This is a genomic window from Phenylobacterium sp., from assembly GCF_030645195.1.
Classification (GTDB): domain Bacteria; phylum Pseudomonadota; class Alphaproteobacteria; order Caulobacterales; family Caulobacteraceae; genus Phenylobacterium.
Genome location: NZ_JAUSLW010000170.1, coordinates 1 through 13,269, shown reverse-complemented (window position 1 = coordinate 13,269; position 13,269 = coordinate 1). Strand labels below are relative to the sequence as shown.

Here is a 13,269-nt window from a genome sequence, read left to right as displayed (position 1 = left end):
CGACCCGTCGGGGGCCCTTTTGACAATTCCGGAGCGGACATGACCTACCAGCCCCCCGTGCGCGACCACGCCTTCCTGCTGCGCGACGTCTTGCAGATCGAGAAATACGCCGACCTGCCGGCCTTCGCCGACGCCTCGATGGACGTGGTCCAGCAGATCATCGAGGAGGCCGGCCGTTTCACCAGCGAGGTCCTGGCCCCCCTGAACGCCGTGGGCGACAAGCAGGGCTGCACCTGGCGTTCCGACAATACGGTCACCACCCCCAAGGGCTTCAAGGAGGCCTACGCCCAGCTCGTCGAGGGCGGCTGGCCGGCCCTGGGCGCCGAGCCCGCCTATGGCGGCCAGGGCCTGCCCCACGTGGTGAACCTGTCGTTCTCGGAGATGAGCTCCTCGGCCAACATGGCCTTCTCCATGTATCCGGGCCTGACCCACGGCTGCTATTCGGCCATCCTCAACGGCGGCTCGGACGAACAGAAGCGCCTCTACCTGCCCAACCTGGTCTCCGGGAAATGGGGCGGGACCATGAACCTCACCGAGCCCCAGTGCGGCACCGACCTCGGTCTGCTGCGCACCAAGGCGGTCCCCCAGGGCGACGGCAGCTACAGGATCTCGGGCCAAAAGATCTGGATCTCGGGCGGCGAGCACGACATGGCCGAGAACATCGTCCACCTGGTCCTGGCCCGCATCGAGGGCGCGCCGGCCGGGGTGCGGGGGATCAGCCTGTTCATCGTGCCCAAGTTCATCCCCGACGCCGAAGGCAAGCCCGGCGCGCGCAACAGCGTCTTCTGCGCCGGCCTCGAAGAGAAGATGGGCATCCACGGCAACGCCACCTGCGTCATCCAGCATGACGAGAGCACCGGCTGGCTGGTGGGGGCGGAGAACCAGGGCCTACGCCTGATGTTCGTGATGATGAACGAGGCCCGCATCGGGGTCGGCCTGCAGGGGATCGCCCAGGCCGAGGCCGCCTATCAGGCCGCCGCCGCCTTCGCCAAGGACCGCCTGCAGGGCCGCTCGCTGACGGGCCCCAAGAACCCCGACGGCCCGGCCGACCCGATCATCGTCCACCCCGACGTCCGCCGCATGCTGATGGATAGCCGCGCCATCATCGAGGCCGGCCGCGCCTTCCTGTTCTGGACCGCCCTGCACGGCGACCTGGCCCACGCCAGCCCCGACGAGGCCGCGCGCCAGAAGGGCTCCGACTACATGGCCCTGATGACCCCGGTGGTGAAGGGCTTCCTCACCGACAAGGGCCTGAAGGTCTGTTCCGACGCCCTGCAGATCCACGGCGGTTCCGGCTTCACCGAGCACTTCCCGGCCAGCCAGTACATGCGCGATGTCCGCATCGCGCTGATCTATGAAGGGACCAACGGCGTCCAGGCCCTGGACCTGGTGGGCCGCAAGCTGGCGGCCGACGGCGGCCGCGGGGTGATGGGCTTCTTCGCCGAGATCGACGCCTTCATCGACGCCAATGCCGCCGATCCGGCCCTGGAGCCCTTCACCCTGGGCCTGGCCGACGCCAAGGCCAAGCTGCAGGAGGGCACCATGTGGCTGATGCAGAACGGGCTGATGAACCCGGAGAACGCCGGCGCCGCCTCCACCGACTACATGCACCTCTTCGGCCTGACGGCGCTCGCCTACATGTGGGCCCTGATCGCCAAGGCCGCCCAGGCCAGGATCGCCGCCGGCGACGCCGATCCCTATTTCGCCAATAAGCTGGTGGTGGGCCGCTACTACATGCAGCGCGTCCTGCCCGACGCCGGCGCCCACCTGGCCAAGCTGGTCACCGGCTCGGAGCTGATGATGGCCCTGCCGGCCGAGGCCTTCTGAGCATGGCGAAATACGTCGCCCAGGTCGTCTGGACGCTGAAGGACGGCGAGGACTTCGCCAAGGGCCGCTACAGCCGCGGCCACACGCTCGCCTTCGACGGCGGGGTCGAGGTGCCGGCCTCGGCCTCCCCCCACGTGGTGGGCAAGTGGGCGGTGGAGGCGGCCGTCGACCCGGAGGAGATGCTGGTGGCCGCGCTCTCCAACTGCCACATGCTGACCTTCCTGCACCGCGCCCGATTGGCCGGCTTCGTGGCGGTCGCCTACGAGGACGCCGCCGAGGGGATCATGGAAGAGATCGCCCCGGGCCGCATGGCGGTGACCCGGGTCTGGCTGCGCCCGGCCGTGACCTGGCAGGGGACGCAGCCCACGCCCGAGCAACTCGACCGGCTGCACCACGAGGCCCACGAGGAGTGCTACATCGCCAATTCGGTGAGGACCGAGATCGTGGTGGCGCCGCGCCAGCCGGCCTGAGCGGGCCGCAACCGGCGGGCGCAGCGCTTTACCGATGGTTTAGGCCCCTGGGCTAAGCTGGGCTCCAAGGGGCGTGCTCACACCCCCTGCCCGGGAGCGCCGACCATGGTGCAGAACTCTACCGACGATGGTCTGTCCAAGACCATGTTGGCCCGCGCCGCCGGGATGCGCACCCGCATGGTGTTCGCCGCGGTGTACGCCGTGGTCCTGGCGCCGGTCGCCGGCTGGACCCCCGCCGCCTGCTGGATCGCCGCCTACGGCCTGCTGCACACCGCCGAATACCTGCTGTTCGCCACCGAAAAGGCCCGGACGCGCGCCTTCCGGCCCCGGCTGGCCCTGGCCGTCCTCAGCCTCAACTCCGTCATCTATGGGGCCCTGGCCCTGATGGCGATCGTGGGCGGCGGCTCGGCGGGCCTGATCTGCGGCGGCCTGTTCCTGGCCGGCGCCGTCCTCAACACCGTGGTCACCAACCAGAGGTCGCAGGCGGCCTATGTGGCGGCCATGACCCCCTTTGGCGTCTATCTGCTGCTCACCGCCGGCATGGCCTGGGCGATCAGCGGCGCCTCCACCTACGGGATCGCCGTGGGCATGGTGGGCGTGCTGCTGGTCTTCTCCTCCACCATCCTGTGGCGCGCCGCCGCCGAGGCCCTCGACGCCCAGCGCCGGGCCCGCGAGGAGGCCGAGCGCGGCCGGGGCGTCGCCGAGGCCGCCGCAGAGGTCAAGTCGGCCTTCATGGCCATGGTCAGCCACGAGCTGCGCACCCCCATCAGCGCCATCCTGGCCGGGGCCGAGGTCATCGAGCGCCGCGGCGGGACCGACGCCGCCGCAGGCGCCCTGATCGCCCAGTCCGGGCGCATGATGCGCACCCTGCTCAACGACCTGCTGGACCTCTCCAAGATGGAGGCCGGTCGGATGAGCATCGAGACCGTCGCCTTCGACCTCGACGCCCTGGTGGGCGACACCGCCGCCTTCTGGCGGGCCGAGGCGGAGAAGAAGGGCCTGCGCCTGGAACGGCTGGGCGCCGAGACCCTGCCTGCCAGCGTGGCCGGCGACCCCACCCGCCTGCGCCAGATCCTCAACAACCTGATCTCCAACGCCATCAAGTTCACCGACCGCGGCGCGGTGATCCTGGCGGTGAGCCGCGAGGGGGAGGCCTTCCGCTTCGCCGTGGCCGACACCGGCCGCGGCCTGACCCCCGACGAGATCTCCCGCCTCTTCTCGCCCTTCGAGCAGGGCCAGGCCTCCACCGCCCGCACCCATGGCGGCACGGGGCTCGGCCTCTCCATCAGCCGCCAGCTCGCCCGCCTGATGGGCGGGGACCTGGTGGCCGAAAGCCTGCCGGACCAGGGGGCGGTCTTCACCCTGTCCCTCGACCTGGCCGAGCCCGCCGGCGAGACCGTCGATGAGGCCGCCCCGGCCGCCCCGGCCGAGCTGGGGGCCGTGCGGGTGCTGGTGGTGGACGACCACGAGGTCAACCGCCGCGCCGTGGCCCTGATGCTGGAGCCCTTCGGGGTGGAGCTGACCGCCGTCGCCAGCGGCGAGGAGGGGCTGGCCCTGGCCGCCGCCCGCGTCTTCGACGTCATCCTGATGGACGTCTACATGCCCGAGATGGACGGCCACGAGACCTGCCGCCGCCTGCGCGCGACCCCCGGCCCCAACCGCAGGACGCCGGTGATCGCCTGCACCGCCTCGGCCAGCTCCGAGGACTGGGCCGCGTGCATGGTCGCCGGCATGAACGACCACGTGGCCAAGCCCATCGACCCCGCCGCCCTGACCGCCGCCATCGCCCGCGTGCTGCCGGAGGTCGAGGAGTCAGCAGAAACGGCGGTGGCCTAGGCCCTTGTCCTCTCCCGCTTGCGGGAGAGGGTAGGGTGAGGGCCCTTTCTGAAGGTCCGTTGTTACTCCGAGGCCGAGACGCGCAGCGCTGCTGCGCGCCCCCTCACCCTAACCTCTCCCCCTGAACGGGGAGAGGAGAAGAGTCTCCAGCCGCGCCGTCAGCGCCTCGCCGTCCTTCAGGTCGCACTCCCAGATCGTCTCCACCCGCCAGCCCAGAGCCAGCAGCGCGTCCCGCGAGGCGGCATCCCGCGCCCGGTTGCGGGCAACCTTGGCGACCCAGTAGTCGCGGTTGGCCTTGGGCACGCGGGCGCCGCGGGCGCAGTCGTGGCCGTGCCAGAAGCAACCGTGGACGAAGATGGCCAGCCTGCGCCCCGGCAGGACGACGTCCGGCTTCCCCGGCAGGTCCGTGCGGTGCAGGCGATAGCGGGCGCCGAGCGCCGTGAGCGCCCGGCGCACCTTCATCTCCGGGGTGGTGCCCTTGCCCTTCACGGCCCGCATCACCGCCGAGCGCTTCTCCGGGCCGTAGACGTCGGTCATGGCGCCCGATCGCGGGGTGTCAGAGCCCGTCGAACAGGGCCGTCGACAGGTAGCGCTCGGCGAAGCTCGGGATGATGGCCACCACGGTCTTGCCGGCGAACTCGTCGCGCGACGCCAGGTCGAAGGCCGCCGTCAGGGCCGCGCCGGAGGAGATGCCCACCGGGATGCCCTCCTCGCGGGCCACCCGCCTCGCCATGGCGAAGCTGTCGTCGTTGGAGACCTGGATGATCTCGTCGATCACCCCGCGATCGAGGATGGAGGGGACGAAGCCCGCCCCGATACCCTGGATCTTGTGCGGCCCGGGCTTGCCGCCCGACAGGATGGGCGAGGCCTCCGGCTCCACGGCGATCATCTTCACCGAGGGCTTGCGGGCCTTCAGCACCTGGCCGACCCCGGTGATGGTGCCGCCGGTGCCGACCCCGGAGACCACCGCGTCCACCGCCCCGGCGGTGTCGTTCCAGATCTCCTCGGCCGTCGAGACCCGGTGGATCAGGGGATTGGCGGCGTTGTCGAACTGCTGGGGCATGACGGCGCCCGGCGTGGCGTCCACCAGCTCCTTGGCGCGGGCCACCGCCCCGGCCATGCCGCGCTCGGCCGGGGTCAGCTCCAGCTTGGCCCCCAGGATCAGCAGCATCTTGCGCCGCTCGATGGACATGCTCTCGGGCATGACCAGGGTCAGCTTGTAGCCCTTCGACGCGGCGACGAAGGCCAGCGCGATGCCGGTATTGCCGCTGGTGGGCTCGATGATGGCGCCGCCGGGCTTGAGGATGCCGCGGGCCTCCAGGCTCTCGATCATCGCCACCCCGATGCGGTCCTTCACCGAGCCGATCGGATTGAAGAACTCCAGCTTGGCCAGCACGATCCCCTTGGGCTTCAGCGCCTTGGTCAGGTTGGGCAGGGCCACCAGGGGCGTGTCGCCGATGGTGTCGATGATGGAGTCGTAGATCTTGCCGCGGCCGGCGCGCTTGTAGCGGGCGGCGTCATAGGCGGAGGTGTCGGCGGCGTCGGCCATGGTCTGGTCCCTAGAGCCTGTCCGTTTCAGATGGCCTCATCTGAAACGGATGAACAGGCTCGGTTTCTTATGTTTGGAGCGTGACGGGCGCCTGAACCGGCATCCACTTCAGGCTGTCACGCTCCAAGGGGTCTCTTTGAGGCCAGACCCTAACCCCGTGGCGCGGATTTGGAAGGCAGGTTCTTGGCGGCGGAGGCGCAGGTTTTCTAAACGCCTCCGCCTACCTCATCACGTCATCCCGGGCGTAGCGCAGCGAAGACCCGGGACCCAGGGGCGGTGCGCTGGGCCCCTGGGTCCCGGATCGGCCTGACGGCCGTCCGGGATGACGTGGCGTGTTTGACCCGTGGCCTACTCCGCCGCCAGCACGGCCTCGCCCGCCAGCAGCGGCTCCAGGATGTTCCCCGCCAGCCAGCGCACCGCCGGGACCACCACCCCGTCGCCGATGACGTGCAGGGCCGAGGTGGCCGCGCGGGGCAATTGGTAGGTCTCCGGCAGGCCCATCAGCCGGGCGCCTTCCCGGGGGCTGAGCAGGCGGGTGCGGACTTTGCCGGCCTCCACCACCACCAGGGTCTGGCGCGAGGAGCCGCCCCGGGGGGTGCGCAGGCAGCCGGCCAGGCCGTCGAACCTGGCCTCCGCGCGCTGCACCCGGACGCCGTTCTCCACCCGCATGCGGCGGAAAAGCCCGCCCACGGCGCGGCCGCCGCCGGCCTGAAGTTTCTCGATCCGGGCGCGATGCAGGGGCGCCATCAGGTCGATCAGGGCCTGGGTGCGGGCCGGCGAATGCCAGGTCACCGCCGCGTCGGCCTCCAGCAGGCTGGCCAGGTCGGTGTTGCGAGCGGCCGGCGCCGGGCCCCGCCACCAGACCCAGGCGGCGGCCAGGTCCTGCGGCAGGCGGGCGTGGGCCTCGCGCACCAGCCGGGTGTGGAAGGGGCTTTCCCCGGTCAGGCCGGCGGGGACGGGCTGGCGCGTGGCCACCACGAAGACCCGGGGCCGCGACTGGGGCAGGAAGCGGGCGGCGTCGATCTCCAGGGCCCCGAACCGGTAGCCCTGGGCCGCCAGGGCCCGGCACAGGGCGGTGAAATCGGCCCCGCCATGGGAGGTGAGCAGGCCCGCCACGTTCTCGATCACCACCGTGCGCGGCGCGCGGCCCTCGGCGGCCAGGGCCTCCATCAGCCGCCAGAAGCCGAAGAAGGCCGAGGAGCGCCCGCCCGTCAGCCCCGCCCGCGCGCCGGCCAGGCTGAAGTCCTGGCAGGGGGAGGAGGCCCAGGCGAGGTCGGCCTGGCCCGGCAGATCCGACGCCGCCAGCTTCCAGACGTCGCCCTGGCGGAAATGGGCCTGCGCGTCGGCGAAGTTGGCGCGATAGGTGGCGGCCTTGGTGGCGTCGAAGTCGTTGGCGAAGGCGCAGGTCCAGGCCTCGCCCAGCCCCAGGCGGGCCATGCCGCCGCCGGCGAAGAACTCATAGAAGGGGCGAGGGGCGTTCCGACTCATCGCATTGGAGTCTAGCCTGCTTCCGTCCCCGCGAAAGGATCGCCGCCATGCGCCCCATCGTCCTTGCCGCCTGCGTCCTGATCCTGGCCGCCTGCTCGCCCCAGGCGCCCGACGGCGCGCTCGCCCCGCCCCCCGCCGACGCGCCGGCGACGCCGCCAGCGGCCGCCCCGCCCCCGGCGGCCCCGATCCCCGAGGAATTCTCCGGCGATCTCGACGCGCGCGGGACCGAACCCTTCTGGGGCCTGCAGGTCCGCGCCACCCAGATCACCCTGCAACGCCCCGACCATCCCGATCTGACAGCCGCCAATCGCGGCCCGACGATGGATGGAGCCAAGGCGGTCTGGACCACCACCGCCGGCGCGGTCCCGCTCACCGTCACCCTGACCCTGCAGGCCTGCTCCGACGGCATGTCGGACCTGAAGTACAGCTATGCGGCGCAGGTGGTGATCGGTTCGGAGACCCTGAAGGGCTGCGCGGGCAAGACCGGCGCGATGCCGAAGGAAGGGTAAATTTCTACCGTCATCCCGGACGGCCGACAGGCCGATCCGGGACCCAGGGGCCCAGCACACCGCCCCTGGGTCCCGGCTCTCCGCTTCGCTGCGGCCGGGATGACGTCGTGGGTTTGCGAACTTGGGAGGCGTCCATGGAGCGCAGCTCCTACGTCTACATCCTGGCCAGCGGACGAAACGGCACGCTCTACACCGGCGTCACAGCCGATCTTTCGCGCCGAGTGTATCAACACCGCGAGGGGCGTTCGGGCTTCACCGCCAAGTACGACGTCAAACGCCTCGTCTGGTACGAGATCTTTTCCAGCATTCACGACGCCATCGACGCCGAGAAACGCATCAAGCGCTGGCGCCGGGCCTGGAAGATCGAACTGATCGAAAAGTTGAACCCGCAGTGGTTGGACCTCTACGAGACGTTCAATTCCTGATGTCGTGCAGATGGCCCCTGGGTCCCGGGTCGGAGTTTATCCTTGGGCCGACCAAAGGTCGGACCCGAGGGCTACGCTCCGCCCGGGATGACGTGTCTATCCTTACCCGGCCCCCAGCGTCATGGTCGCGATCTGGCTCTCGCCGGGCGGCGCGGGCCTGTGGCCGTTGGGGGTGGGAAGCATCATCCCCACCAGGACGGCGGCGAGGGTGGCGGCGGCGAAGACGGCTCTAATCCCCATGGCAGGGTCCTCCCGAACCCTTGATCTTGCCGACAGCCTAGCTTGTCGCGGTTAAGACTTCGGGAAAGCACAGGGTGAATAGGGACCATTCCCTCGCGGCGCCCTTGACCCCACCGCCCCTCCGGGCGCCCAATTCGATCCAACGAAGAAGAAGATAGGGAGACCGCCATGGAACGCGCCTGGGACCTGGTGATCCGCAACGGCCGCGTGGTGGACGGCTCGGGCGGCGAGCCCTACGCCGCCGACGTGGCCATCAAGGACGGCCTGATCGGGGAGGTCGGCGAGGTCCGCGGCCGGGGCGCCGAGGAGATCGACGCCGCGGGCAAGATCGTCACCCCCGGCTTCGTGGACATCCACACCCACTATGACGGCCAGGCCACCTGGGACAGCCACATGCAGCCCTCGGCCTGGCATGGCGTGACCACCGTGGTGATGGGCAATTGCGGGGTCGGCTTCGCGCCCTGCAAGCGCGAGGACCACGACCGGCTGATCCGCCTGATGGAGGGCGTGGAGGACATCCCCTTCCCGGTGCTCGCCGAGGGCCTGCCCTGGACCTGGGAGAGCTATCCCGACTATCTCGACACCCTGGCCGCCCGCAGCTTCGACGTCGACATCGGCAGCCAGCTGCCCCACGCGGCCCTGCGGGTCTATGTGATGGGCGAGCGCGGGGCCAACCGCGAGGACGCCACGGCGGCCGATATCGCGGCCATGGCGGCCATCGCCAAGCGGTCCATGGAGGCCGGGGCGCTGGGCTTCTCCACCTCCCGGACCCTCAACCACCGCACCAGCGACGGCCAGCCGACCCCCACGCTCACGGCCTCGGAGGCCGAACTCACCGGGATCGCCATGGGCCTGGCCGCGGCCGGCAAGGGCGTCCTGCAGTTCGTCTCCGACTTCAACGACGGCGCGCGGGAGTTCGCCATGCTGCGGCGGATCGTCGAGGCCTCGGGGCGGCCCCTGTCCTTCTCCCTGATCCAGAACCCGCGCCAGCCGCGGCAGTACGAGTTCCTGCTCGACCAGCTCAGCGACGCCAACGTGGCCGGCCTGGAGATGCGGGGCCAGGTCGCCGGCCGGGCGGTGGGGGTCCTCTTCGGGCTGGAGCTGACCCTCAATCCCTTCACCCACCGCCCCAGCTACCAGGCGATCGCCAAGGCGCCGCTGGCCGAGCGGGTCGCCAAGCTCCGCGATCCGGTCTTCCGCGCCGAGCTGTTCGCGCAGGGCGCCGCCGCCGACCCCGCCTTCGCCGCCAACATGACCCAGAACTGGAAGATCATGTTCCTGATGGGGGAGGAGCCCGACTACGAGCAGACCCCCGACCGCACCGTCGCGGCCCTGGCCGCCGCCAAGGGCGTGACGCCCGAGGAGGTGGCGCTGGACCACATGTTGACGAACGGCGGGCGCGGCATGCTCTACCTGCCCTTCCTCAACTATGCCGACGGCTCCCTGGACCCCAGTTTCGAGATGCTCACCCATCCCGACACCGTGCCCGGCCTGTCGGACGGCGGGGCCCATGTGGGCATGATCTGCGACGGCAGCTTCCCCACCTCCAACCTCACCCACTGGACCCGAGACCGCACCCGGGGGCCGAGGCTCTCCCTGCCGCTGATGGTCAAGATGCAGAGCCGCGACACCGCCCAGGCGCTGGGTCTGTTCGATCGCGGCCTGATCGCCCCGGGCTACCGGGCCGATCTCAACGTCATCGACTACGAGAACCTGACCCTGAAGGCGCCCCAGGTGGCCTATGACCTGCCGGCCGGCGGGCGTCGGCTGATCCAGCGGGCCGACGGCTATGTGGCGACGATCGTGGCCGGCCAGGTCACCTATCGCGACGGCGAGCCCACCGGCGCCCTGCCCGGCCGCCTGCTGCGCGGCAGCCAGGCCGCGCCGGTCTCGATGGCGGCGGAGTAGCGCGGGACCTCGACGGCCACATGTCGGCCTGTGTCGATCGGCCCTGAGCCCGGCGGGGCGGGCTTTCGCGCGATCATGCCGGGCCAATGTGGCCTCCTGCTCCATCCGCGGCCGCCGACATGTTGCTGGGGTCTTCGCAGGCCCCCCGATGCAGGCCATAAGACCGCCATGCCATCCGCCTCCCTCGACGAGGCGCGGGAGATCCTGCGCCGCACCTTCGGCCATGCCGAGTTCCGGGGACGCCAGGCCGAGGTGATCGCCGAGATCCTGGCCGGGCGCAGCGCCATGGCCGTCCTGCCCACCGGCGGCGGCAAGAGCCTCTGCTACCAGATCCCCAGCCTGATGCGCCCGGGCCTGGGCCTGGTGGTCTCGCCCCTCATCGCCCTGATGACCGATCAGGTGGCGGGCCTTGTGCAGTCGGGCGTCGCCGCCGCGCGGCTGGATTCCAACATCGAGCCCTGGGAGAAGGCCCAGACCTGGGAGCGGATCGAGGCCGGCAAGCTCGATTTGCTCTACATCTCGCCCGAGGGCCTGATGAGCTCCTCGGTGATGGAGCGCCTGCGCCGCACGCCGCTGGCCCTGGTGGCCATAGACGAGGCCCACTGCGTCAGCCAGTGGGGCCACGATTTCCGGCCCGAATACCGCATGCTGGGCCGCCTGGCCGAGGTCTTCCCCGACGTGCCGCGCCTGGCGGTCACCGCCACCGCCGACGCCCGGACCCGCGACGACATCCGCGCGGAACTTAGGCTGGAGAACGCCCAGGAGTTCGTCGCCAGCTTCGCCCGCCCCGAACTCGCCCTATCGGCCGAACGCAAGCGCGGGGCCGGCCACAAGCGGGTGCTAGAGCTGATCGAGGCCCGACCCGACCGCTCCGGCGTGGTCTATGCCGGCTCCCGCGACGGGGTCGACAAGCTGGCCGAAAGCCTGAGGGCGGCCGGAACCCACGCGCTCGCCTACCATGCCGGCCTCGACAAGAACGTGCGCGCCGAACGGCTGGAGACCTTCCTGGAGGCCGACGCCGCGGTGATGGTGGCCACCATCGCGTTTGGCATGGGGGTCGACAAACCCGACGTCCGCTTCGTCATCCACGCCGATCCGCCCGCCTCCATCGAGGCCTATTGGCAGGAGATCGGCCGGGCGGGGCGCGACGGCGATCCCGCCGAGGGCATCACCCTCTATGGCGCGGCCGACATGGCCTGGGCCTACCGCCGCATCGACGGCCGCGAGATGGACGACACGGTCAAGGCCGTGCAGCGGCGCAAGGTCGGCCAGTTCTACGCCATGCTGGACGGGGTCAATTGCCGGGCCGCCGCCGTCCGCCGCTATTTCGGCGAGGAGGGGGTGGCCCCCTGCGGCCAGTGCGACCTCTGCCTGTCGCCGCCGGAGAGCATCGACGCCACCCAGGCCGCCCAGAAGGCGCTCTCGGCCGTACATCGCCTGGGGGGCCGGTTCGGGCGCGGGCGGCTGGTGGAGCACCTGCTGGGCAAGACCAAGGAGCCCTCCAGCTTCGAGGCGGGGCTGACCACCTTCGGCATCGGCCAGGAGTTCAGCACCAACGGCTGGCGGGATCTGCTGGACCAGCTTCTGTTCGACGGCCTGCTGAAGGAAGACCCCAATGACGGCCGCCCCCTGATCGGCCTGGGGGACCCTGAGGGGGTGAAGGCGGTCTATCGCGGCGAGCGCCGGGTGGGTCTGCGCAAGGCGCCCGAGGAGCACGATCCCACCACCCGCTCGGGCCGGCCCCGCAAGCGCCGAGAGTCCGCGACCATCGATCCGGGGGATGCGGCCCTGTTCGAGGCCCTGCGCTATTGGCGGGCCGGCGAGGCCAAGCGCCAGCACGTGCCGCCCTATGTGATCTTCCCCGACCGCACCCTGATCGAGGTGGCCCAGACCAAGCCCGGCTCCCTGCCCCGCCTGGCCGCGGTCTCCGGCGTCGGCGAGAGCAAGCTCGCCCGCTACGGCGAGGCGGTGCTGGAGGTGGTTCGGGGCTTCGAGGGTTAGGCCGCCCTCGAGGCGGCTGACGCCGCGTCGGGTTCGCGCTGGGTGATGGCGCCGTACCAGCCCAAGCCCTGATAGGTCTCGTAGCCGGGGGTCAGGGCGTAGCCGACCGTCACCCCCTCGCGGGCGTAGCTGCCCATGCCGGTGGCGTCACCGGGCAGGCGGAAGGTTTCCTCCAGCTCGCCGCGCTTGTCGGAGGCCGCCAGGATCCGGCCGCTGTGATCCAGCAGCAGGACCCGCGAGCGGGCCCGCTCGTCCTCGGTCAGGCGCACCCCGTCCACCACCGCCTGGGCCTGGGGCTTCCAGTCGAAGTGGATGCCCAGCACCCCGATCACCTTGCCATCGGCCAGGCCGTCCTGGCGGATGGCGGTGGCGTAGGTGGCCACCGGTGCGTTGTGCAGCGCCGCCACCCGCTCGATGTCCCAGGCCACGAACTCGTCGCCGGAAACCGTCTTCATCGCCTGCTGGAACCAGCCGGCGCCGGCCACCGACAGGCCCTGGGTCTGCGGATAGGTCTGGGGCCGGCCGGTGGCCAGGACCTTGCCCCGGGCGTCGCAGATCCACAGGTCGAGATAGACGGTATAGGCGTCGAGGATGACCTTGAGCCGACTGCTGGCGTGGCGCGCGGCCTCCAGCGTCGGATCGGCGCAGCAGGCCACCACGGCCGAATCGGTGGCCCACCAGCGGACGTCGCAGGTGCGCTCATAAAGGTTGCGGTCGATGATCTCGATGGCGTTGAGCGCCAGGTCGGCCAGACGCTGGCCCCGCAGGTGATCGAGGATCGCGCCCCCCACCGCCGACAGCTCGCGCAGATCGGCCCGGACCTGGCTCTCCAGGGCCTGGGCCACCTCGTCGATCTCCTGGGAGATGCGCTTGAACTCCTCCGACACGATGGCGAAGGCCTTGCCCGCGTCGCCGGCGCGGGCGGCGGTGATCAGGGCGTTGATCGCCAGCATCTTGGCTTCGCGATTGATCGAGGAGATCTCGCCGATCTTGGCGCCGGCGACGGACGACAGCCG

At 70.9% G+C, this 13,269-nt stretch carries 12 protein-coding genes; 7 read left to right on the top strand and 5 right to left on the bottom strand.

The window, feature by feature from the left end:
* Positions 1-39: 39 nt before the first annotated feature.
* The 3 genes from Q7T09_RS13990 (at position 40) to Q7T09_RS13980 (ending at position 4,133) form a co-directional block, all read left to right on the top strand.
* Positions 40-1,827, top strand: a complete 1,788-nt coding sequence (locus Q7T09_RS13990; protein WP_304700500.1) for an acyl-CoA dehydrogenase C-terminal domain-containing protein — start codon at positions 40-42, stop codon at positions 1,825-1,827.
* Positions 1,828-1,829: 2 nt separating this feature from the next.
* Positions 1,830-2,297: an OsmC family protein gene (locus Q7T09_RS13985; protein ID WP_304700499.1), complete on the top strand. Its 468-nt coding sequence runs from the start codon at positions 1,830-1,832 to the stop codon at positions 2,295-2,297.
* Positions 2,298-2,402: 105 nt separating this feature from the next.
* The gene (locus tag Q7T09_RS13980) at positions 2,403-4,133 is read left to right on the top strand and encodes an ATP-binding protein (protein WP_304700498.1); all 1,731 of its coding nucleotides are present in this window, start codon (positions 2,403-2,405) and stop codon (positions 4,131-4,133) included.
* Between the two features lie 108 nt (positions 4,134-4,241).
* On the opposite strand, the gene Q7T09_RS13975 is transcribed toward Q7T09_RS13980, so the two are convergent.
* The 3 genes from Q7T09_RS13975 to Q7T09_RS13965 all read right to left on the bottom strand — a co-directional run bounded on the left by Q7T09_RS13975 (position 4,242) and on the right by Q7T09_RS13965 (position 7,170).
* Positions 4,242-4,670 (bottom strand): very short patch repair endonuclease, encoded by a 429-nt coding sequence (locus Q7T09_RS13975; RefSeq protein ID WP_304700497.1) that lies wholly within the window; start codon positions 4,668-4,670, stop codon positions 4,242-4,244.
* 19 nt (positions 4,671-4,689) lie between these two features.
* Positions 4,690-5,682, bottom strand: coding sequence for a cysteine synthase A (gene cysK, locus Q7T09_RS13970; protein ID WP_304700496.1), 993 nt, complete (start codon positions 5,680-5,682; stop codon positions 4,690-4,692).
* Positions 5,683-6,030: 348 nt separating this feature from the next.
* Positions 6,031-7,170 carry a DNA cytosine methyltransferase gene (locus tag Q7T09_RS13965; protein WP_304700495.1) on the bottom strand — a complete coding sequence of 380 codons (1,140 nt, stop codon included), beginning with the start codon at positions 7,168-7,170 and terminating at the stop codon, positions 6,031-6,033.
* Between the two features lie 47 nt (positions 7,171-7,217).
* On the opposite strand from Q7T09_RS13965, the gene Q7T09_RS13960 reads away from it, so the two are divergent.
* Positions 7,218-7,679 (top strand): COG3650 family protein, encoded by a 462-nt coding sequence (locus Q7T09_RS13960; RefSeq protein ID WP_304700494.1) that lies wholly within the window; start codon positions 7,218-7,220, stop codon positions 7,677-7,679.
* A gap of 134 nt (positions 7,680-7,813) precedes the next feature.
* The gene (locus tag Q7T09_RS13955; protein WP_304700493.1) at positions 7,814-8,104 is read left to right on the top strand and encodes a GIY-YIG nuclease family protein; all 291 of its coding nucleotides are present in this window, start codon (positions 7,814-7,816) and stop codon (positions 8,102-8,104) included.
* A 102-nt stretch (positions 8,105-8,206) separates the two neighbouring features.
* Here Q7T09_RS13955 and Q7T09_RS13950 read toward each other — a convergent pair whose 3' ends face one another.
* Positions 8,207-8,344, bottom strand: coding sequence for a hypothetical protein (locus tag Q7T09_RS13950; RefSeq protein ID WP_304700492.1), 138 nt, complete (start codon positions 8,342-8,344; stop codon positions 8,207-8,209).
* A gap of 168 nt (positions 8,345-8,512) precedes the next feature.
* Between Q7T09_RS13950 and Q7T09_RS13945 the strand changes: the two genes are divergently transcribed.
* Positions 8,513-10,252, top strand: a complete 1,740-nt coding sequence (locus Q7T09_RS13945) for an amidohydrolase family protein (protein WP_304700491.1) — start codon at positions 8,513-8,515, stop codon at positions 10,250-10,252.
* Between the two features lie 168 nt (positions 10,253-10,420).
* Entirely contained in the window at positions 10,421-12,253 is a 1,833-nt protein-coding gene (recQ, locus tag Q7T09_RS13940; RefSeq protein WP_304700490.1) for a DNA helicase RecQ, read from the top strand.
* Here recQ and Q7T09_RS13935 read toward each other — a convergent pair.
* Positions 12,250-13,269, bottom strand: a 1,020-nt coding sequence (locus Q7T09_RS13935; protein ID WP_304700489.1) for a methyl-accepting chemotaxis protein, incomplete at its 5' end; no start/stop codon positions are given. The two genes, recQ and Q7T09_RS13935, sit on opposite strands and share 4 nt — an antisense overlap.

Bases quoted from the DNA above. Each gene is read 5' to 3' on its own strand.
- Q7T09_RS13980 (WP_304700498.1), top strand. From the start codon at position 2,403: ATGGTGCAGAACTCTACCGACGATGGTCTGTCCAAGACCATGTTGGCC.
- Q7T09_RS13950 (WP_304700492.1), bottom strand. From the start codon at position 8,344: ATGGGGATTAGAGCCGTCTTCGCCGCCGCCACCCTCGCCGCCGTCCTG.
- Q7T09_RS13965 (WP_304700495.1), bottom strand. From the start codon at position 7,170: ATGAGTCGGAACGCCCCTCGCCCCTTCTATGAGTTCTTCGCCGGCGGC.
- cysK (WP_304700496.1), bottom strand. From the start codon at position 5,682: ATGGCCGACGCCGCCGACACCTCCGCCTATGACGCCGCCCGCTACAAG.
- recQ (WP_304700490.1), top strand. From the start codon at position 10,421: ATGCCATCCGCCTCCCTCGACGAGGCGCGGGAGATCCTGCGCCGCACC.
- Q7T09_RS13945 (WP_304700491.1), top strand. From the start codon at position 8,513: ATGGAACGCGCCTGGGACCTGGTGATCCGCAACGGCCGCGTGGTGGAC.
- Q7T09_RS13960 (WP_304700494.1), top strand. From the start codon at position 7,218: ATGCGCCCCATCGTCCTTGCCGCCTGCGTCCTGATCCTGGCCGCCTGC.
- Q7T09_RS13955 (WP_304700493.1), top strand. From the start codon at position 7,814: ATGGAGCGCAGCTCCTACGTCTACATCCTGGCCAGCGGACGAAACGGC.
- Q7T09_RS13985 (WP_304700499.1), top strand. From the start codon at position 1,830: ATGGCGAAATACGTCGCCCAGGTCGTCTGGACGCTGAAGGACGGCGAG.
- Q7T09_RS13975 (WP_304700497.1), bottom strand. From the start codon at position 4,670: ATGACCGACGTCTACGGCCCGGAGAAGCGCTCGGCGGTGATGCGGGCC.
- Q7T09_RS13990 (WP_304700500.1), top strand. From the start codon at position 40: ATGACCTACCAGCCCCCCGTGCGCGACCACGCCTTCCTGCTGCGCGAC.